Raw genomic sequence first — 19,023 nt, forward strand, 5'->3', positions numbered from 1 at the left:
TTATGATTTTTTAATTTCGATTCCTTTTAAAAAAACTTTTTCAATACAATGGTTTCCAAAAGAATAAGGAATAAAGTTGTACGAATTTATTTCTTTAGTTAAAATTAGGTTTGCGAGTTTTCCTTTAGTTATAGAGCCCACTTTTTCTAGTAAATTCATTGCATAAGCTCCGTTAATTGTAGCGGCATTTATAGCTTCTTCGGGTGTCATTTTCATTTTTATACAAGCTGTAGAAACTACAAAGTTCATGTTTCCAGAAGGTGTAGAACCAGGATTATAATCTGTAGCTAAGGCTAAAGGTAAACCTGCTTCAATCATTTTTCTAGCTGGAGTATAAGGAATGCTTAAAAAATAAGAGCAGCTTGGTAAGGCAACAGGCATTGTTTTGGTGTTTTTTAAAACTTCAATATCTTCAGTTCTCATTTCTTCTAAATGATCTACTGATAAAACATTGTTATCAACCCCGGCTTTAATTCCTCCAATTGCAGTAAATTGATTCACATGAATTTTGCCAACTAAACCATGTTTTTTACCTGCTTTTAAAATTTGCTGAGTATCATCCACAGAAAAATAACCTGTTTCACAGAAAATATCTATAAAATCTGCTAAGTTTTCTTTTTCAATTGTTGGTAGAATATCATCAATAAGCATTTGTAAATAGCCGCTTTTATTATTTTTATATTCTGAAGGTAAAGCATGAGCACCTAAAAAAGTGGCTTTTATTTCTAAGAAATAATTTTCTTTTAGTTTTTCTATAACACGTAACATTTTTAGTTCTGCATCTTTAGTTAAGCCATAACCAGATTTAATTTCTACAGCTCCAGTACCTAATTGAATAATTTCTTCTAAGCGAATTTTACTTTGGTTGTATAAATCTTCTTCAGAAGTTTGTTGTAACTTCTTAGCTGAATTTAAAATTCCACCACCATTTTTAGCAATTTCAGCATAAGACAATCCATTAATTCTATCTACAAATTCATCTTCTCTATTGCCTGCATACACTAAATGTGTGTGTGAATCACACCAAGAAGGTAAAATCATTTTTCCTGTTGCATCAATGGTTTTAATGTCAATTTCAGGACATTTTCCCATAATTCCATAGTCAGAAATTATTCCATCTTTAACTAATAAAAAGGCATTTTTAATAGTTGGTAAAATGCTCATTTCTTTTCCTGAAAGAAAATTTACAGAGCTTTCTCTAACCTGAATTAATTCTTTAATATTTTTAAAAAGTACATTCATTAAAACAGGTTTTTTAATATGTTTTCTTCTACTAAGTTAGGTAAAGTAATTTTTAGATTTGGTGTTCTTTCCATTTCTCTTTTAATTGCAAAAATTGCTTCATCATTTCTAGCCCAACTTCTTCTTGCGATTCCATTATTTACATCATAGAAAAGCATGTTTTTCAATTTTACTTCGGCTTCTTTTGTTCCATCTAATAACATTCCAAAACCACCATTGATAACTTCTCCCCAACCAACACCACCACCATTATGAATAGAAACCCAAGTTGCACCTCTAAAACTGTCTCCAATTACATTATGAATTGCCATATCTGCTGTAAATTTACTTCCATCGTAAATATTAGAAGTTTCTCTAAAAGGAGAATCTGTTCCACTAACATCATGGTGATCTCTTCCTAAAATAACGGCGCCAATTTCTCCTTTAGCAATGGCATTATTAAACGCTTCAGCAATTTTAATACGTCCTTCTGCATCTGCATATAATATTCTTGCTTGCGAACCAACCACCATTTTATTAGATTTTGCATTTTGTATCCAAGTGATGTTGTCTTGCATTTGAAGTTTTATTTCTTCTGGAGATTTTTCCATTAATTCCTGCAAAATACTTGCTGCAATTTCATCAGTTTTATCTAAATCTTCAGAATTTCCAGAAGCACAAACCCATCTAAAAGGACCAAAACCATAATCGAAACACATAGGTCCTAAAATATCTTGTACATAAGAAGGGTATTTAAAATCGATATTATTTTTTGCCATAACATCTGCACCTGCTCTAGAAGATTCTAGTAAAAAAGCATTTCCGTAATCGAAGAAATAAGTACCTTTTTTAGTATGATTATTGATAGCTTTTGCATGCCTTCTTAAAGATGCTTGTACTTTTTCTTTAAATAATTCGGGATTTTCTCTAATTAGAATATTAGATTCTTCGTAAGATAAATCTGCAGGATAATAACCTCCTGTCCAAGGAATATGAAGCGATGTTTGATCAGAACCAATATGAATGAAAATATTTTCTTCGTCAAATTTTTCCCAAACATCAATAATATTTCCAATAAATGCTATGGAAACAACTTCGTTATTTTTTTGGGCTTTTAATGTTCTTTCAACTAAAACATCAATGTCATCAATTAAAACATCTACCCAACCTTGTTGATGTCTTTTTGTGGCTGCGTTTCTATTCACTTCTGCGCAAATAGTAATACAGCCAGCAATATTTCCTGCTTTTGGTTGTGCACCACTCATGCCACCTAAACCTGCTGTTAAAAATATTTTTCCATTCGGATTTTCACCTTTTTGTAATATTTTTCTAAAAGCATTCATTACTGTTATTGTGGTTCCATGTACAATTCCTTGTGGACCAATATACATAAATGAACCAGCCGTCATTTGACCATATTGAGTTACGCCTAAAGCATTCATTTTTTCCCAATCGTTAGGTTTTGAGTAATTAGGAATCATCATTCCGTTAGTTACCACAACTCTTGGTGCATTTTTAGAAGAAGGAAATAAACCCATAGGATGACCAGAATATAAATGCAATGTTTGTTCTTCTGTCATAATTGCCAAATATTGCATCACCATAAGGTATTGTGCCCAATTTTGAAAAACAGCACCATTTCCTCCATAGGTAATTAGTTCTTCTGGGTGCTGTGCAACATCAGGATTTAAGTTATTATGAATCATTAGCATAATTGCTGCAGCTTGTTGTGTTTCTGCAGGATATTCTGTAATTGCTCTTGCAAATATTTTATAATTTGGTTTAAAACGATACATGTAAATTCTACCAAATTCTTTCAGTTCATTAGCAAACTCGATTGCTAATTCTTGATGCCATTCTTTTGGAAAATAACGTAAAGCATTTTTTATTGCTAATTGTTTTTCTTCAATAGATAGAATATCTTTTCTTTTTGGTGCTCTATTAGCATCTTTTGAATATGTTTTTTTTGCAGGTAATATTTTTGGAATTCCTTGTAGAATTTGCTCTTTAAATGTCATGATTAATTATATTTTACAATTAATTTTTTAGTTTTTACCAATTGAATCATATTGTGAATATCATCCTTTAAAAGCCTGTCATCTTCTAACTTATCAACTTCCTCTCTAATAATTGAGTGATTTTTTTCTATGATTTCAGAAAAAGTATTTGGTCTTCGAAATTCTAAAGCTTGTGCAGCGTACATTAATTCTATGGCTAGTATTTTTTCTAAATTCCCTAAAATTTGATTAAATTGTCTACCAGAAATACTTCCCATAGAAACATGATCTTCTTGCCCTAAAGAAGTAGGAATACTATCTGCAGAAGGAGGAAAGCACAAAGATTTATTTTCTGTAACTAAAGCTGCAGTGGTATATTGTGGTATCATAAAACCAGAATTTAAACCACCACTTTTTGTTAATAATCTTGGTAAACCGTATTTTCCTTCTAGTAATAAATAACAACGTCTGTCTGCAATGTTTCCTAATTCTGATGCTGCAATAGAACAATAATCTAAAGCCATTGCCAATGGTTGTCCGTGAAAATTACCACCAGAAATTGCCTCAGTTTCACTTAAAACAATTGGGTTGTCTGTAACAGAATTCATTTCTATTTCTGCTAATTCTAATAAATGATAAAATGCATTTCTAGATGCACCATGAACTTGTGGAATGCAACGCATAGAATATGGATCTTGCACACGTTCGCAGTTTTCATGAGAAGTAATGTTTTGAGAATCTTTAAAAAGGTTTCTCATTCTTTCTGCTACTTTAATACTTCCTTTAAAAGGCCTAATTCTATGTAGTTCTTCTCTAAATGGCGAAGAACTTCCTTTGTAACCTTCAATACTCATAGCGCCAGAGATATCTGCTAAATCTAATAAGTATTCCATTTTTAGAAGACCAGTAATTGTGTGTGCTAATATAAATTGAGTTCCGTTTATTAAACCTAAACCTTCTTTTGCTTGCAATTCTAAAGGTTTTAAATTATGTTTTTCTAAAATTTCTTTAGCTGAAAATATTTCATTTTTAACCCAAAAATCACCCTCACCAATTAAAGGCAAAAATAAATGAGAAAGTGGTGCTAAATCTCCAGAAGCACCAACAGAACCTTGTTCTGGAACCGTTGGTAATAAATTATTTTCGATAAAATAAATAATGCGCTCTATCAATTCTAGTCTAACACCAGAAAAACCTTGGCAAAGTGCGTGTACTTTACAAATCATCATTAATTTAGATAATTGTTTATCTATATTGTTGCCTACACCAACTGCATGTGTAATTAATAAATTTTTTTGAAGTTGATTTGTTTCTTCTGGTGAAATTTGTACATCACATAAAGGCCCAAAGCCAGTGTTGATGCCATAAACTACCTTGTCGTTTTTGGTGATTATTTCTACTTTCTTTCTGCAAGAAATTATTTTTTCTTTGGCTTCATTATTAATAATAGCTTTTAAATTACCATTAGCTATTTCTTGTACTTTATAAAGTGTAAGCTGATCTATTCCGTATTTGAACATTATTTCTATATAAATTGAGTCTTAACAAAGTTATAATTACTTTTGATGCTTATTAATATTGTTTATTGTAGTAATTAATAACTATGAGTTATCAAATAGAGTTAAGACATATACGTTATTTTTTAGCAGTTGCTGAAGAATTACATTTTAGAAAAGCTGCTGAGAAGTTGTTTATTTCTCAACCAGGATTAAGTAGGCAAATTAAATTATTAGAAGAAGAGTTGGGTGTTGTGTTATTTGAAAGACATAATAGAAAAGTGGTTTTAACAAAGGTTGGAGAGTATCTTAAAACGGAGTTTTCGCTTCAATTAAAAACACTTTCTCACACTTTAGACAATGCCAAATTATTGCACGATGGAAAAAAAGGGGAATTAAAAATTGGTTACGTTGGTTCTGCAATGCAAGATGTTATTCCTAATTTATTGCTGAGTTTCGAGAAGAATCATCCAGATATTTTATTTAATTTAAAGGAAATAGACAACCAAAAACAAATTGAAGATTTACTTTCTTTTTCTTTAGATGTTGGGTTTGTGCGTTTAGAAAGAGTTCCTAGAAATTTAGATATAAAAGTAATACTGAAAGAGAATTTTTGTTTGGTATTACCAGAGAATCATTTAATAAATGAAGATAATTTTAAAAGTTTAAAACAATTTAAAGAAGATTCATTTATTTTATTTGATTCAAAATACAGCGCTTCTTACTATGAAAAAGTAATGCAAATTTTTGATGATTGTTGTTTTACACCTTTAGTGTCTCATAATACCATTCACTCTAGTTCTATTTTTAAGTTGGTAGAAAACGGTTTTGGAATTTCTATTATACCAAAATCTTTGGCGAAAAAAAGAGGTTATAAAATTAAATTTATTGAGTTAGAGATGATTTCTCAGAAAACAACACTTTCTGTAATTTGGAACAAAAAAAATACAAATCCTATTTTAAATGATGTTTTGAAATTACTTTAAATATTACTTTAAATATTACTTTAAAATAGAATTATAAAAGTTAATTTTTATAAATCGCTGGCGATATAACTATATAAAAATGAAAAACCTTTGAAAATCAATTGATTTTCAAAGGTTTTAGTACTCAAGGTGGGAATCTCGATTGTTTTTTATTTAATTGTTTTTCAGTGCATTAGTCGTTTTTAAATTCAATAGGTAACCGAATGGATCACTTATTATTTAGTTTTCTATGTATTCTTTTACTATATCTATCTGAATCCCAGAATATTCAGAAAATTCATTGATTGTAATAAACTGATAAGACTCCTTTCCTAAAAAGTCTTTTATTTCTTGTAATAACTTACGTCCATAGCGTTCACTACGCCCTGTGATGCGCTGAATGTCTTTTGGGTATATACAAGCTCTTTTTAAATTCATCATACAGTATCTATGCTTTATCCATACTTGAAACATAGACTATCATTTTAGGATTATTTTGGTTGTATCGGTATAGATTGTTTTTTCTGGAATGCCTCTTTTTTCAATACGCTATAAAGTTACGTGATTTGATATCGTAATCAAAAAAATATAATGATATGGCAAAACAAACAGGAATTATTAAATTAAAAGGAACCATAGGAGGGATCTCTTTTTATAAAACAGGAGACGGACATTTGGCTCGTGAAAAAGGAGGTGTGGATAAAAGTAGAATTCAGAATGACCCCGCTTTTCAAAGAACGCGTGAAAATGGTTCTGAATTTGGAAGAGCTGGTAGAGGTGGTAAAGTATTGCGAAATGCAATTCGTGTGCTTTTGCAAAATGCAAAGGACAAACGTGTGGTTTCTCGTTTGACAAAAACATTGGTGGCTATTACTAAAACAGATACCACAAATGAAAGGGGTTTAAGAACACTCCAAGATGGTGATTTAAGCTTGTTAGAAAACTTTGAATTCAATTTGAATGGAAAGTTAGGAGCTACTTTATTTGCAGCTTATACGAAAGCTTTTGATAGAGTTACTGGAGAAGCAACTTTGGATATAGCAGTATTTTCACCAACAATTAGAATTGCAGCACCTAATGGTACTACCCATTTTAAAGTAGTAATGGGAACATCGGAATTGGATTTTGAAAATGAAACCTCAACTTTTGAGAATGACGAAACCGCTATTCTACCGTATACTGCTGCGGATACAGCACCGATTGCTTTGTCTGCAACTATTACTGCAAATTCAACTTTACCAGTTGTACAAGTATTAGGAATTGAGTTTTATCAAGAAGTAAATGGACAAATGTATGCCCTAAAAAATGGTGCTTATAATGCTTTGTCTGTTGTGATTGTAGATACTCCATAAATATGGAATTGATACTGGAAAGAAGTTATTTTAAGGAGGGTACCAACGGTGCTCTCTTTGCTTCTGAAAAATCTCAAAATAGATTTGTTTGTCAGACTATTGAATTGCCTTGGCAGAATAATCAGCGAAGTATTTCTTGCATACCGGAAGGGAAATATGAGTTGATTGCTCGTACATCAGTAAAGTTTAAAAAGCATTTTATTCTGAAAGATGTGGAAAACAGAAGTCTGATTCTACTTCATCCAGCAAACAATGCCAAAAGAGAATTGAGAGGTTGTATTGCCCCTGTATTACATCTCTCTGGTATTGGAAAAGGATTGTATTCACAAAGAGCTTTGGATAAGTTGCGTTTTCTTATCGATCGTGCTTTAGAAAATAAAGAACGCATTTTTTTAACTATTAAATCATCAAATTATGAATATTGTAGAACGTTATAAAAAACCAACTCCAAGCTTTTTTAAGACTCTGAGAAATATAGGGATTGCATTGGCTGCCGTTGGTGGAACTATTTTGGCAGCACCCATTGCTTTACCAGGAATTGTATTGACTGTTGGAGGCTATTTAGCGGTAGCTGGATCTGTAGTGACTACTGTAAGTCAAGCAGTGGTGTCTGACGATAAAAACGAACAAAAAGATGCTATTAAATGATGTTCAAATAAAATCAGGTGTTGTTGGAGGCACCTTGCTCTCCACAGTTTTTACCATTAGTTTAGACGATGTGCTTTTTACGATTATTATGGCTGTTATTGGAGCTGTAGTGAGTTTTTTTGTTTCTGCTTTTTTAAAGCGATTGTCTTCTAAAAACCGAAAAAAGAAAACCTAGCTTATATAGGCTAGGTTTTTTAAAAAAAGTGTGTGAATCTGATTTGCTGCGTTTTTAAGCACAGTTTTTTTAGTAGTTTCTTCGATTTTCCCATTGGTATCTGTCATTGTCTTTCATCGATGTATTCCACTTCGCCAAATCTGAAAGCATAGTCTCAATTTTCTTTTTGTCTAGCCAAGTACCATTTACAAATACGCCTTGAATTTTTCTTGTATTTTTGATGTTCTCTAATGGGTTTTTATCTAATAATAAAAGGTCAGCGTATTTTCCAACTTCGATAGTTCCTACTTTATGGTCTATTCCTAACCATTGAGCAGGCAGTCGCGTAGCAGAAGCTAAAACTTGTTCATTGGTCATACCATAAGCAGCCAATAACTCTAGTTCATCCTGTAGTGAAAAACCTGGCACAATACCGGGAATACCTGCGTCTGTACCCGCAACTATTGGAACTTTTGCTTCATTAAACGCCTTAATTAGTTTTTCTTGAAAGTCAATTAAATTGTCGACGCGAGTAATAAACTCAGGACTTGTTTGGTTGTAATAGAAATTTGAATTTACCCATCTGTTGCTTATGAGTGGATACACATATTTAAGTGTTTCTGAATTTCGAACACTATCCACTGAACGCAGTTGCTTTCCAATCCAAATCATAGTGGTTAGGGAACTGGTAAGCCAAGTGTTATTTTTTTTTGCTAATTGGGCAAAGTACTCTGCATCTTCTACAGTAAAATCTTTGGAATGCTTGCTGTATTCTTCTGCGTGAGCAACCAAACCAAAATTAGGCACAAAAACCTCTTCAAGATTGCCTTTAAATACATCTGGTATATGTCCAACAACTTTTAAGCCTTGTTTTTCCGCTTCATCAACAATCGCTTTAAAAGTTTCAGCATTTAAGAAAGAATATACCTTAATAAAATTATAGCCATTAGCTTTTGCGATTCTTACTGCCTGTCTTCCTTGTTCAGGAGTATTTACTTTTTTGCCATTATCTCCGCCGTCAATTAAAGGCGCCAAAGCCATACGAGGTCCAATTACTTTTCCTTCAATAATTTCATTTCTTTGTGCAAAATGTTCTATTCTCGAATCGAGATCAAAAATTGTAGTAACACCATTTGTAATAAACGGCACCATTACATCTTGCGTATTTAAAAAGTAATTAGCTCCTTCAGTCGGCTTATTTTCTTTAAAGTTTATATCTGTAATGCTATGAACGTGCATATCAATAAGACCCGGAATTAGCCATTTTCCTGTTCCGTCTATTACATTTGAATCCTTTGGAAGGGTATCATTAATTGAAATAATTTTTTGATTTTGGATTACAACAGTTGCACTTTTGATGACCTCATTATTATTTTCTGTCATCGGAATTACATTCACATTTTTTATGACGTAAGTGTCGAATTCTTGTTGATTTTCTTCTTTTGTTTTATTTGAAGTAGGATTTGCACAACCATAGGCAATTAGTGTTATTAACAGCAATATAATTTTCAGATAATATTTCATTGAGTTCGATTTATTTATATACGTTTTTGTTGCCAAACGGTATTAGTTACATTTTTTATATCAATATTTTCTTCTATTTTTCCATTTGTACTTCTCTTTCATTGAAGTATTCCAATGAGCTAATTCCGATAGCATTTTATCAATCTTATTTCTATCAACCCAAGTTCCGTTTGCAAAAACTCCGCTTATTTTTCGTGTATTTTGAATATTTTCAAGAGGATTTGCATCTAATAACAGAAGATCAGCATATTTACCAACTTCAATTGTTCCGACAATTTCATTAATTTTTAACCATTCAGAAGGCAGTCTCGTAGCTGATATTAACGCTTCCTCATTTGTTAGGCCAGCATCAACTAACAACTCAAGCTCGTCGTGTAGTGCAAAACCCGTTACCACTCCTGAAACTCCTGCATCAGTTCCTGCTACCATTGGAACTCCAGCTTCCCTAAAAGCCACCACCATTTCTTTGTGGAATACAATCAGGCTGTCTAAGTAATTGATAAATTCAGGACTGGAATGTTTGTGATAATTGTTTGAATGCAACCATTTGTCTTGCAAAAGTGGATGTACATATTTTAAAGATTCCATTGAAGCAATTGAGTCAAGTGATTGCACTTGGTCTCTAATTTTGACAATTGCAATCAAGTTTGGAGTTAGCCAGGTGTTATTCTCTTTTGACAATTGAGCAAAATATTGAGCCTCTTTTTTTGTCTTGGGTTGATTTCTTATCTGTTTTGAAAATTCTTCAGCATGTGCAACTAATCCAAAATTTGGAATAAAAGCCTTTTCTGTTTTTCCTTTGAATGCATCTGGTATATGACCCACAACTTTAAGACCTTGTTTTTGAGCTTCATCTACAACTGCTTGAAAAGACTCCATATTTAAACTAGAATATGCTTTAACGAAGTTGTACCCTTCTGCTTTTATACTTCGTACTGCCTGTCTTGCATCTGAAGCAGTGTTTACAGTTCTTCCACCATTATTTGGATCTCCACCATTTATCATAGGTGCTATTGCCATTCGAGGGCCAATCACTTTTCCTTTTGTAATTTCATTTCTTTGTGCAAAATGCTCAACTCTTCCTCCAAGTTCAAATATGGTTGTTACCCCATTTACGATGTATGTTGTCATCACATCTTGGGTGTCCATAAAAAATGTTGCTCCTTGAGTAGGTGTGTTTTCTCTGAAATTTAAATCGGCATTGGTATGGACATGCATATCTATAAGACCTGGGATTAACCATTTGCTTGTTCCGTCAATTATTTTCGCACCATTGGGAATTGACTCATTGATTGATAAAATTTTCTTGTTTTCAATGACTACTGTTGCATTTTCAATGAGATTGTTTTCAATAGTCATTGGAATGATATTTACATTCTTGATTGCAAAAAGGGATTGTTTTTGAACTACTTGATCTTTTGGTTTGTTTTCAGTTGAATTTGAACACCCGTAAAAAGTAAAGACAAATAATAAAATGATAAGGTTCAAATATTTAAAATAGTTCATTAGTGTTTTTTTAAAAGACTAATCAATATGCAAATTGTTACAATTTTCTTTTGTATTTACACTGTTTTTTAAATTGTGCCTCACCTGTTTGTGTTTTGATTAGTTGCTTGGTTGAGCAAGAAAGTTAGCAAATAAAAACCGAAAAGAATATCCGTTAAGATTTTTATAGGCAAGATTGAACTAGCAATTAATTTTATATGGCTTGTTTGTACCCTGTGCTTTTTATTTTATTTAATAGAAAAACAGGGAATAACATCTTCTTCGAAGTAAGGCTTTTGATTTGCCCAAAACATATAATCTACCTTTAAAAAATCTTTTGCAAAACCATGTAACATTGGAACAAGGTTCTTTCTATTCTTTTTACCGTTGTCTTTATTTTCTTCATAATCTTTATCAGCACCCGTTTTACTGATATAATTTCCATCCTGAATCGCAATTCCAAGAGGAACTGTAAATTTTCCTTCGTGCATTTGTGAAAGAGCATGATTTAATTGCCCTTTTCTAGTAACCATTAAATCAGGTTCACCAAGTCCTACACCAATATCTTCGCCGTATTTGTATATGCTTTTTAGATACCCTTTGTCGTTAAATGGCAACCATTCTCCAGGCATAAAATTGGCATATATCATCGTTGTTACATCTGGAAATGCTTTTTTAACGGCTGACATATTGCTTTTAATCCCTTGAAGATAAGCTATTTCTGAAAAGCTAGAATCTATCTTACTATTAACTCCAATTGCTGTCTCTTGAAGATTAATTCCTTCAATTTTCTTATTAAATTCGTTTCCTAATGCCATAAGTAACATTGCAAAACGTTCTTGAACTTTTTTATTCCATCTTTTAGCTGTCCATCCTTCAGGTTCGCCATCGTCATTATATTGAAAAACTGCACCTCCATCATATTCGTTGGTTAACAAATAATTCGGAACAGCTTTATATCTTTTGTCAAACGTTACATCTTGTAACTGAATGAAAAGTTTTTTCCCGTATCTACTTAAATAAGCTATATCTTCTTCAATAACCGAAAAATTGTATTGATCTTTTTCAGACTCTAATTCTTTCCAAGAATACATTATTTGCGCTCCTTGAAATCTTGAAGAGAAAAGCAAAGGGTGATTTTTTATAGACGCTCTATCTCTTGAAAAATAAACGAAGTGGCTTATACTATCTTGAGGTATTGGGCAAGTGAGATTTAAATATTTTTCATATGGATTTTTCCAATTTTGTGCATTTATTGGTAAACATAGAAATAATGATAGAATTGAAATAAAAAATTGTTTTTTTATCATAAAGTGAGTCTGTTACTGCATTGGGTACAAGGGTTCATATAAGAATAGAGCCGATTTCGGGACTCATTCTTTTCAAATTACAAGAAAGTTGAAGAGGGATACAATCCTTGAATATATTGCTATCATGACTATTATTTTTATACATTATTATGTGCTGCCTATTTATTAGTTGTCATTCCTTTTCTTAATCCTCTTTCATTACCACTGACTACAATTGTACCTTTAAATAACTTCATATTCGTTAAAGAAAGATTACTTGGCAAGCCGTTGCTATAGGATTGCCAAGTTTCATAATCACTATTTTTTCTGTAAACTCCATCCCATTGGCCAGCAAAAACTGAATTGCCATTTTTAATTACATTAAACGTATATAATTCTTTTGGTAAGCCTTTTTGTAAACTTTGCCAAGTAGCCCCTTTGTCAGTTGAAAAGAGTAATTCATTATATGTCATTGCATAAATATGTTTGTCGTCTGAACTAATATTGTGTAGGGTATAATCTGACAGTACCTTCTTCCAATCTTTCTGTCCAATAGGAGAAGTAAATGCACCTTGAGTTGTGCCAATGTATGTGTTTCCATCAAATTCTGTAATCCCATTTACTTGCATAGTATTATTAGCAAATTCATTTTCCCAAATAGTATTATTTGCTCTTAAAGAAAATAAACCAGCATTTGTGCCCACAAATAACTTTTGTCCTATATTTTGAAATCTTCTAATCGTTAAATTGTCTAGTCCCTCATTTATTTGCTCCCAATGTTCACCCATATCTTTTGTATAATATACTCCACCCAATTGGGTTCCTACGTAAATATTATTTTTTAATAAGGCTATTGCAGTAGGATTGTTTTCTAGTATTACTTTCTCAGTTTGTATGCTTTTCCAAGAGTCATTCTGAAAATCGAATGTATATACGCCCTTTGCTTTTGATAAAATTCCAATTGTATTTTCATTCGTTGCAATGGAACTAATGGTTGTTGATTCAGGAAGACCCTTATTTTTATTTATCCAAGTTTCTCCATTATTGTCTGAAAAATAGACTGCCTCCGGTCGGTTTTTCAATTCAAGAATATCAATCAGTTCAACTTCGTACAATAGGGTAGAGTCGGGATGTGGGAAATTATGTTCCCCTTTTCTTTTACTTAATTTTGGTGGAACGATTAATTTTTTTATTTCACCTATTTTCATTCCAACTAATGTTTCATCTACTCCTGCGATTGCCTGACTTCCACCAACTAAAACTTTAACAGGATTTGGTAAAGTCCTCGAATCAAAAAGTAACGAATCATTCATATATGACATTGTTTCGTGTATGAGTACCTCTTGTCCAACTTTTGCCGACTCTCCGTTTCCTTCTTTCAGAATTTTATATTCGAGTCCCGTTGATGTTTTGGTAAAGCTTTCATCTTTGGCTTTTTTGTTTGAGTTACAATTTAAAGCAATCACACTTAAAAAAAGTAATATCAAAAAGTTTGAATTCATATTAGGATGTATATTCATCGATTGTCATTTTTTTAGGTTGCACATTATGTCTAATTATTATCCGTGAGCTGGACTTTTCATTTTTTTTACTAAACTCCCTGGTTGTATTCATCATTATAAATATCTCGAGGAGCTTATAGGAATCGTATAAGTTATCTGTTTTACTCTATTTTTTTATGTATCAGCTTAAATCGTTCTTGTCGTGGAGTGCCTATGCCTGTCCAAATGGTTGTATTGCCATCGAAAGCTATTTTCCACTCACTATCATCACCTTCTAATTTGCTGTCTAAAAATAAAATTAACTTTTCTGGATCTAATTCCCAGTTTCCATCATTATATCCATGGGGATCACCATCGCTTTCAAATGAGCCATTTCTGTTAAATTTGATCCACCTATTATTTTTTGGGTTCATTTTATTGGTTATATCCTTTTCACCATCATAAACCTTGGTCATTGTCCATTTGCCTATCAGTTGCTTCTTTGGAGCTTGATTGTTTGCACATGAAAATAATCCTGTTATCAAAATTACAAAAGAAATAATTCTATTTTTAGTCATATAATTATTGTATTAAAATGTGAGTAATTATTATTGTCAGTTTCCATCGGAATTTATTTTAAACTATTGTGGAACTGGGGTTGTATTTTCTTCTGCCACTTTCAAAAACTTATAACCTTTCTCTTTTTTGCATAAGTTTTGAGAAAAAAGTAACACTATTGTTCAATTCTTTTTTCATTTTTTAATTAAAATATTGACTATTTTTTGTGCTAATTGCATTTCTTGAGTTTTGTTTCCTATATTACTTAAGAAACTTATTACGTATTTACCGTTATTGATATTAATTAGCATGGCTTTATACCCTTCTGTACTACCACCATGAATAATGTAGGGTTGCGAAATTTCTAAATTGCCCATTTCACTTTTGTTTTCTCCATCAAAGACTACCCATCCGTAGCCATAACTATATTTTTTATTTATTTCTTTTTGTTGATTTTGCTTCATTAGGTTTAGGGATTCTTTTGTTAGCCAACCGGGGTTATCCATTACTTGTCCCCATCTGTTTAGGTCTGAGGCAGTAGAAAATATCCGTCTACCAAGACTTAAGTCCATGAATAGATTTTGATGCCATTTCCCAGTTTCTTCTTGGTAGTTGTAAGCTTTAGCTATTTGTGAAATAACGACTTCATTTTTGCTTTCAGAAATTGTGTTCTTTAATCCCAAGGGAAGTGTTAATTTTTCCTGCAATATTTTACCAAAAGGCTTTTTGTAAGTTTGCTCTAATATGATGGATATTAAATGATAGGCAAAATTACTGTAATAAAACTGATGGTCAGGCTTGCTTACGGGTTTAATTTTACTGATGAAATTGATATATGATTCATTGGTAAACCGTAAGCGCTTAAAGGTTAAAAAATTGTTTTTCCGTAGTTTTTTATCTATATTATTATAATTGGGTAAACCTGAACTATGGCTCAGCATATGATGTAGTGTGATTTCAGAATGAAAACTTCCTTCGTAAGAAAAGCCTGAAAGTAAATCTACCAATTTATCGTCCAATCTCAACTTTCCTTCTTCTACAGCTTTTAGAACAAGAGCGGCTATCATAGATTTATTTACAGAAGCGATATCGAACTTTACATCTTTTTTAATGAGAATATTCCAACTCCTATCTGCTACACCCAAGTAGTTCTCATAAAGCGTCTTACCTTTTTGAGTAATTACTACTCCTCCATGAAATAGATTCTGTAAATAATGTGCTTTGAAAAGAGAGTCTATTTTTGGATTGTTATTTTGTGTCGTAATAAGAGATGCCTTGCCTTTTTTTTGCTGGCATCCGATAATTGAAATGAATTGAATTACCAAAAATATACTAATTAATATTTTCTTCATTGGTTTTGTTTACTGCTACAAAAATAGAACTCTAAAATATTATTTATTGAAGAAAAGAAAGGTTTAGGGATGAAATTTTCTGATTAGGGATGAAGTACTAGTTAACGGAGGAACTGTTGTTGAAATTTTTTTGAGACTGGGATGTTTTCTCCGTTAATCTCTAAACACACTTTGCTTTTGAATTGTTTTATTGATTGAATGTTGTTCTTATTCACCAAATAACTTCTGTGTGTTCTTTCAATTTCAGTATTAGATTTTAGTTCTTGCTCTAAGACTTTTAGCGGCTTTCGGATGAGATGTGTTTTGCTATTATTTTTTGAGGTATATGAAATAGTGATATAGTTTTCAGAAGACTTAGCAAACAGGAAATCTTGAATCTTAACTTTTAATTGATCTTTACCATTTACAGATTGAAAGGATAAGTAGCTTCCTTCTACGCTTTTTAGTTTTGTTTTGAGGATTAAGTAAAAAGACAAAGGCAACAGCATCATAAGGGGAAACTCTTTAATTATGAGCGAGTATGCTTCAATATTCCATTCCTGCCAATTCCAAAAAAAATTAAACAGTATAAAAATGAATTGAATTCCGAGAATTAGTAAACCTAAATACCATAAAAAAGTATGAATATAACGATTAGTAGTCCACTTGGGTTTAAGCCAAGTTTCGAAAATAGTAAGGTATACAAAAGTTAAAACACCAAAACTCATACTTCTATAAAAGTGAGAATGTCCTGAATAAGATACTCCTTTTTGGATACCATATGCGTCTAAAAAGTATAGGAAATAGAATACAGAAATACCTGAAATAAGACCAAGAAATACTGAAAAGTGCTTGGAAATTCGATTTTTTTTAATAAAGAAATTTCTTATTTGTTGAAATTCTATAATCATTCTGTTAAAACTGTTTTTGATTAGTAAATACTCTGCAATATTTTTTATTGTAACTTTTATAAGCAGTTGTTTTAAATTTTCAAATTCTAATTCGAGAATTTACTAAATTTAAAATAAAAATAGTTTCAGATTTCGGTAATAAATTTCATCATTTTTAATTCTACCAATCTATTATTTTAAGATTTGTTGCTTTAAGCCTTTAATAGCTATGTTTTATATGCGTTGTTCCCCACAGATTTTATTCCGCATTTTGATAGGCTTCCTTTAACCATTTTTTTAGTTCGCTATCAATTTCGCTGACATTCGATAACTTAACTCTGTGTGTACACATTGTTCCAAATGGTCCCGAATTTTCAAGTCTGTCTGTTGTCGGTTTGTCCTTAAATTTTAATCCTAAATCAATTCTTGTTTTTGTTGCAGGTTTTATTAATGCAAACTGCTTTTTTCTGATTATGCTAACGCTTGTCTTTTTTGGCGTGATTGTTACATCTTTGCCAAACTCTTTGACCAAAGTTAAAAGACTTTGGTAAATCGGAAGTAAATTTTCTTTTCCCTCGTATTGATTTTGAACAAGGTCGGTTGGCGTTTTATTTTCTTCTTTTGATAATGCCACAATTGTGTTGGCAAATCCGTGCGTAACATTGTGTTCTTTTTTTAGAAAATTTACAGCTTCTGAATGCTTTGGAAAAGATTTAGTTTTCAAAACTTTTTTCCATTCGCTCAAAGACTTGCCTGTTTTTTCAGGCATATTGTCAATCATTGTTTGTAGTGCATTGTCCATATTATTCCTTTTTTGAATTAGCGTCTGTTTCTAAATACAAAATTAAGTTCATTAATAACTTTTCGTTAGCAGGTATGAAATATTCCATTAGCGAAAGATATTTAGGGTTGTGCTTATATCCAATTCCGTATGATTTTACACTGGTCTTTCCTTTTTCGGTTTCGTCAAAGTAGATTACATTATAAAAGTCTTTTTCCTCTTTTTTCATGAATTCAGGAAAATTGTCAGTTATCTCTGCTTGAAGTGTAATCAACTTCTTGGGAACGTAATTAATAATATGTGTTACGATTGTTGTGCTATCACCAATTATTCCTGTTTTGTTGTAATTGGTTTTTATAAAACCACCAACTTTTAAATCAATTTCTGCGAGAGGAACTGCCCAACTTTCCCAACCTTTTTTCGTTGTGTAAGCATTCCAAACAGAATCGATTGGTGAATTGACTGTAAATTCTTGAATTAAAACTAACTCTGGTGTTTTGGTTGAATCAATTGTTGATACCACTCTTTTTTCTTGTCCGAATGCGAAGGATGTCAAAAAGATTACAAAAAGGATAATCAGTATGTTTTTCATATCGGTTTTCTTTGGTTGTTACGATTTTTTACAAATTGAGGGTAACTTTTAATATACTAATCAATTTTTATTTATTCTCTAGAATCAAACGGATAAAAGAACCTTCTATAATGCTGTACAATTTATAAAAAAAGGAGGTATTGTTTATCATTACTACTTAATTTTAACTATTTGAGATTGATTTACATAAAACATGATTCTAATTTTTAACCCTTCATTTTTTGACAAGCTTATCATGCTTTTAGTGCTTTTGTTTTTCCATCCCAAAAAAAAATCAATGCATCATGATTGTTTAAGGGAGGGTTGCGTGTTTGTGTGCGAAGTTTTCCGAAGGAAAATCAGAAGCTAACAAACGACCAAACGATCTAACTAAAATAAGCAATCTTTTTACACGTCTTAAGTTTGTTTTTTATTTATCAGCTTTTTCATAAACAGTTCATATTAAATTTTAATAAAAATAGTTGTATTTTATGTTAGAAATAGTTAATATTGTGTTAGAAATAAATAACATGATTATGAAAGCAAAAAATTTGGCCCTAGTAAAGTTTACTGTTGCAGCCTTTATTTTAGGTTTAATGGGCTTTTGGATATTCAAGACAACTCGACCACTTAATGAATTGGCTTACGGAACCATTGGAGTCATGTTGATAATAGTCGGATTTGTAATATATTCTGGCATTCAAGCGCTTAAAGCTGCTAAATCGGGACTAAATGCTGAAGATGAACTCTCTAAGAAGATTACTCAAAAGGCTGCTTCTATGGCTTTTAGTATTTCGATTTATATGTGGCTAATTGGTATGTTTGCACTCGATGTATTTTCTGTCGATTCAGTAAATAAAGCCAAATTGGTCATAGCGATTGGCATGATGGGTATGACCCTCATTTTTATTTTTATTCGCTTGTACCTTTCAAAAGTAGGGATAGATGACGACAATGATTAAGGAACTTCGTGCCAAGGAGAATTTGACGCAAATTGAACTCGCTCAAAAAGTTGGAGTACGCCGAGAAACTATTGTTTTTCTCGAGAAGGGAAAATATAATCCTTCCCTTAAATTGGCACATGATATATCAAAGGTATTCAAAATGAGAATTGAAGAGGTTTTTATTTTGGAATAATTAGAAAACAAAACCGAAGATCTCTAATTGCGTATTGCTCGTAATAAAATAAGCAATTCTTATTTATCCCCTAGAATCAAATGGATAAAATAACCTTCTATAATGCTGTACAATTTATAAAAATGAGGTACTATTTATCATTA

At 31.7% G+C, this 19,023-nt stretch carries 20 protein-coding genes; 7 read left to right on the forward strand and 13 right to left on the reverse strand.

Annotated features, from left to right (window positions below):
* Genes hutI through hutH form a run of 3 tightly spaced genes read right to left on the reverse strand, consistent with a single transcriptional unit; the run spans position 1 to position 4,738 of the window.
* Complete coding sequence (gene hutI / locus LPB03_RS11850) at positions 1-1,242, reverse strand: imidazolonepropionase (RefSeq protein ID WP_065319812.1); 1,242 nt, start codon at positions 1,240-1,242, stop codon at positions 1-3.
* Positions 1,242-3,239, reverse strand: a complete 1,998-nt coding sequence (gene hutU, locus LPB03_RS11855) for a urocanate hydratase (protein ID WP_065319813.1) — start codon at positions 3,237-3,239, stop codon at positions 1,242-1,244. Before hutU ends, hutI begins: the two co-directional genes overlap by 1 nt.
* Before the next feature lie 2 nt (positions 3,240-3,241).
* Positions 3,242-4,738, reverse strand: a complete 1,497-nt coding sequence (hutH, locus tag LPB03_RS11860) for a histidine ammonia-lyase (RefSeq protein WP_197497425.1) — start codon at positions 4,736-4,738, stop codon at positions 3,242-3,244.
* Between the two features lie 83 nt (positions 4,739-4,821).
* Between hutH and LPB03_RS11865 the strand changes: the two genes are divergently transcribed.
* Positions 4,822-5,700: a LysR substrate-binding domain-containing protein gene (locus LPB03_RS11865; RefSeq protein ID WP_065319815.1), complete on the forward strand. Its 879-nt coding sequence runs from the start codon at positions 4,822-4,824 to the stop codon at positions 5,698-5,700.
* 219 nt (positions 5,701-5,919) lie between these two features.
* Here LPB03_RS11865 and LPB03_RS11870 read toward each other — a convergent pair whose 3' ends face one another.
* Complete coding sequence (locus tag LPB03_RS11870) at positions 5,920-6,120, reverse strand: hypothetical protein (RefSeq protein ID WP_317039013.1); 201 nt, start codon at positions 6,118-6,120, stop codon at positions 5,920-5,922.
* 155 nt (positions 6,121-6,275) lie between these two features.
* Here LPB03_RS11870 and LPB03_RS11875 point away from each other — a divergent pair, with 155 nt between their 5' ends.
* From LPB03_RS11875 to LPB03_RS11890, 4 genes are read left to right on the forward strand one after another with little or no spacing between them, the layout of a single operon-like run.
* Complete coding sequence (locus tag LPB03_RS11875; protein ID WP_065319817.1) at positions 6,276-7,031, forward strand: hypothetical protein; 756 nt, start codon at positions 6,276-6,278, stop codon at positions 7,029-7,031.
* A 2-nt stretch (positions 7,032-7,033) separates the two neighbouring features.
* Positions 7,034-7,468 (forward strand): DUF5675 family protein, encoded by a 435-nt coding sequence (locus tag LPB03_RS11880; RefSeq protein WP_065319818.1) that lies wholly within the window; start codon positions 7,034-7,036, stop codon positions 7,466-7,468.
* A complete protein-coding gene (locus tag LPB03_RS11885; protein ID WP_065319819.1) occupies positions 7,446-7,679 on the forward strand; it encodes a hypothetical protein in 234 nt (77 codons plus the stop codon). The genes LPB03_RS11880 and LPB03_RS11885 overlap by 23 nt, the downstream gene beginning before the upstream one ends.
* Positions 7,666-7,854, forward strand: coding sequence for a hypothetical protein (locus tag LPB03_RS11890; protein ID WP_065319820.1), 189 nt, complete (start codon positions 7,666-7,668; stop codon positions 7,852-7,854). Before LPB03_RS11885 ends, LPB03_RS11890 begins: the two co-directional genes overlap by 14 nt.
* Before the next feature lie 69 nt (positions 7,855-7,923).
* On the opposite strand, the gene LPB03_RS11895 is transcribed toward LPB03_RS11890, so the two are convergent.
* The 9 genes from LPB03_RS11895 to LPB03_RS11935 all read right to left on the reverse strand — a co-directional run bounded on the left by LPB03_RS11895 (position 7,924) and on the right by LPB03_RS11935 (position 17,764).
* Entirely contained in the window at positions 7,924-9,357 is a 1,434-nt protein-coding gene (locus LPB03_RS11895; RefSeq protein WP_065319821.1) for an amidohydrolase family protein, read from the reverse strand.
* Positions 9,358-9,417: 60 nt separating this feature from the next.
* On the reverse strand, positions 9,418-10,863 hold the full coding sequence (locus LPB03_RS11900) for an amidohydrolase family protein (RefSeq protein WP_065319822.1): 1,446 nt from the start codon (positions 10,861-10,863) through the stop codon (positions 9,418-9,420).
* A 227-nt stretch (positions 10,864-11,090) separates the two neighbouring features.
* The gene (locus tag LPB03_RS11905) at positions 11,091-12,152 is read right to left on the reverse strand and encodes a hypothetical protein (RefSeq protein ID WP_065319823.1); all 1,062 of its coding nucleotides are present in this window, start codon (positions 12,150-12,152) and stop codon (positions 11,091-11,093) included.
* A gap of 158 nt (positions 12,153-12,310) precedes the next feature.
* Positions 12,311-13,651, reverse strand: a complete 1,341-nt coding sequence (locus LPB03_RS11910) for an FKBP-type peptidyl-prolyl cis-trans isomerase (RefSeq protein ID WP_083187235.1) — start codon at positions 13,649-13,651, stop codon at positions 12,311-12,313.
* Between the two features lie 143 nt (positions 13,652-13,794).
* Positions 13,795-14,190, reverse strand: coding sequence for a DUF5004 domain-containing protein (locus tag LPB03_RS11915; RefSeq protein ID WP_065319825.1), 396 nt, complete (start codon positions 14,188-14,190; stop codon positions 13,795-13,797).
* Positions 14,191-14,364: 174 nt separating this feature from the next.
* Positions 14,365-15,522: a serine hydrolase domain-containing protein gene (locus LPB03_RS11920; RefSeq protein ID WP_065319826.1), complete on the reverse strand. Its 1,158-nt coding sequence runs from the start codon at positions 15,520-15,522 to the stop codon at positions 14,365-14,367.
* Positions 15,523-15,623: 101 nt separating this feature from the next.
* Entirely contained in the window at positions 15,624-16,412 is a 789-nt protein-coding gene (locus LPB03_RS11925) for a LytR/AlgR family response regulator transcription factor (protein ID WP_065319827.1), read from the reverse strand.
* A 238-nt stretch (positions 16,413-16,650) separates the two neighbouring features.
* Positions 16,651-17,193, reverse strand: coding sequence for a DUF4287 domain-containing protein (locus LPB03_RS11930; protein WP_065319828.1), 543 nt, complete (start codon positions 17,191-17,193; stop codon positions 16,651-16,653).
* A gap of 1 nt (position 17,194) precedes the next feature.
* Positions 17,195-17,764 carry an SRPBCC family protein gene (locus LPB03_RS11935; protein ID WP_083187238.1) on the reverse strand — a complete coding sequence of 190 codons (570 nt, stop codon included), beginning with the start codon at positions 17,762-17,764 and terminating at the stop codon, positions 17,195-17,197.
* Positions 17,765-18,234: 470 nt separating this feature from the next.
* Here LPB03_RS11935 and LPB03_RS11940 point away from each other — a divergent pair, with 470 nt between their 5' ends.
* Positions 18,235-18,705, forward strand: a complete 471-nt coding sequence (locus LPB03_RS11940) for a hypothetical protein (protein WP_065319830.1) — start codon at positions 18,235-18,237, stop codon at positions 18,703-18,705.
* Entirely contained in the window at positions 18,698-18,880 is a 183-nt protein-coding gene (locus LPB03_RS11945; protein ID WP_302846583.1) for a helix-turn-helix transcriptional regulator, read from the forward strand. The genes LPB03_RS11940 and LPB03_RS11945 overlap by 8 nt, the downstream gene beginning before the upstream one ends.
* The last annotated feature ends 143 nt before the right edge of the window (positions 18,881-19,023 follow it).

The organism is Polaribacter vadi, from assembly GCF_001761365.1.
GTDB lineage: Bacteria > Bacteroidota > Bacteroidia > Flavobacteriales > Flavobacteriaceae > Polaribacter > Polaribacter vadi.

Bases quoted from the DNA above. Each gene is read 5' to 3' on its own strand.
- LPB03_RS11880 (WP_065319818.1), top strand. From the start codon at position 7,034: ATGGAATTGATACTGGAAAGAAGTTATTTTAAGGAGGGTACCAACGGT.
- LPB03_RS11920 (WP_065319826.1), bottom strand. From the start codon at position 15,522: ATGAAGAAAATATTAATTAGTATATTTTTGGTAATTCAATTCATTTCA.
- LPB03_RS11870 (WP_317039013.1), bottom strand. From the start codon at position 6,120: ATGATGAATTTAAAAAGAGCTTGTATATACCCAAAAGACATTCAGCGC.
- LPB03_RS11905 (WP_065319823.1), bottom strand. From the start codon at position 12,152: ATGATAAAAAAACAATTTTTTATTTCAATTCTATCATTATTTCTATGT.
- LPB03_RS11895 (WP_065319821.1), bottom strand. From the start codon at position 9,357: ATGAAATATTATCTGAAAATTATATTGCTGTTAATAACACTAATTGCC.
- hutH (WP_197497425.1), bottom strand. From the start codon at position 4,738: ATGTTCAAATACGGAATAGATCAGCTTACACTTTATAAAGTACAAGAA.
- LPB03_RS11875 (WP_065319817.1), top strand. From the start codon at position 6,276: ATGGCAAAACAAACAGGAATTATTAAATTAAAAGGAACCATAGGAGGG.
- LPB03_RS11925 (WP_065319827.1), bottom strand. From the start codon at position 16,412: ATGATTATAGAATTTCAACAAATAAGAAATTTCTTTATTAAAAAAAAT.
- LPB03_RS11935 (WP_083187238.1), bottom strand. From the start codon at position 17,764: ATGAAAAACATACTGATTATCCTTTTTGTAATCTTTTTGACATCCTTC.
- hutU (WP_065319813.1), bottom strand. From the start codon at position 3,239: ATGACATTTAAAGAGCAAATTCTACAAGGAATTCCAAAAATATTACCT.
- hutI (WP_065319812.1), bottom strand. From the start codon at position 1,242: ATGAATGTACTTTTTAAAAATATTAAAGAATTAATTCAGGTTAGAGAA.
- LPB03_RS11910 (WP_083187235.1), bottom strand. From the start codon at position 13,651: ATGAATATACATCCTAATATGAATTCAAACTTTTTGATATTACTTTTT.
- LPB03_RS11930 (WP_065319828.1), bottom strand. From the start codon at position 17,193: ATGGACAATGCACTACAAACAATGATTGACAATATGCCTGAAAAAACA.
- LPB03_RS11900 (WP_065319822.1), bottom strand. From the start codon at position 10,863: ATGAACTATTTTAAATATTTGAACCTTATCATTTTATTATTTGTCTTT.
- LPB03_RS11945 (WP_302846583.1), top strand. From the start codon at position 18,698: ATGATTAAGGAACTTCGTGCCAAGGAGAATTTGACGCAAATTGAACTC.
- LPB03_RS11890 (WP_065319820.1), top strand. From the start codon at position 7,666: ATGCTATTAAATGATGTTCAAATAAAATCAGGTGTTGTTGGAGGCACC.
- LPB03_RS11885 (WP_065319819.1), top strand. From the start codon at position 7,446: ATGAATATTGTAGAACGTTATAAAAAACCAACTCCAAGCTTTTTTAAG.
- LPB03_RS11865 (WP_065319815.1), top strand. From the start codon at position 4,822: ATGAGTTATCAAATAGAGTTAAGACATATACGTTATTTTTTAGCAGTT.
- LPB03_RS11940 (WP_065319830.1), top strand. From the start codon at position 18,235: ATGTTAGAAATAGTTAATATTGTGTTAGAAATAAATAACATGATTATG.
- LPB03_RS11915 (WP_065319825.1), bottom strand. From the start codon at position 14,190: ATGACTAAAAATAGAATTATTTCTTTTGTAATTTTGATAACAGGATTA.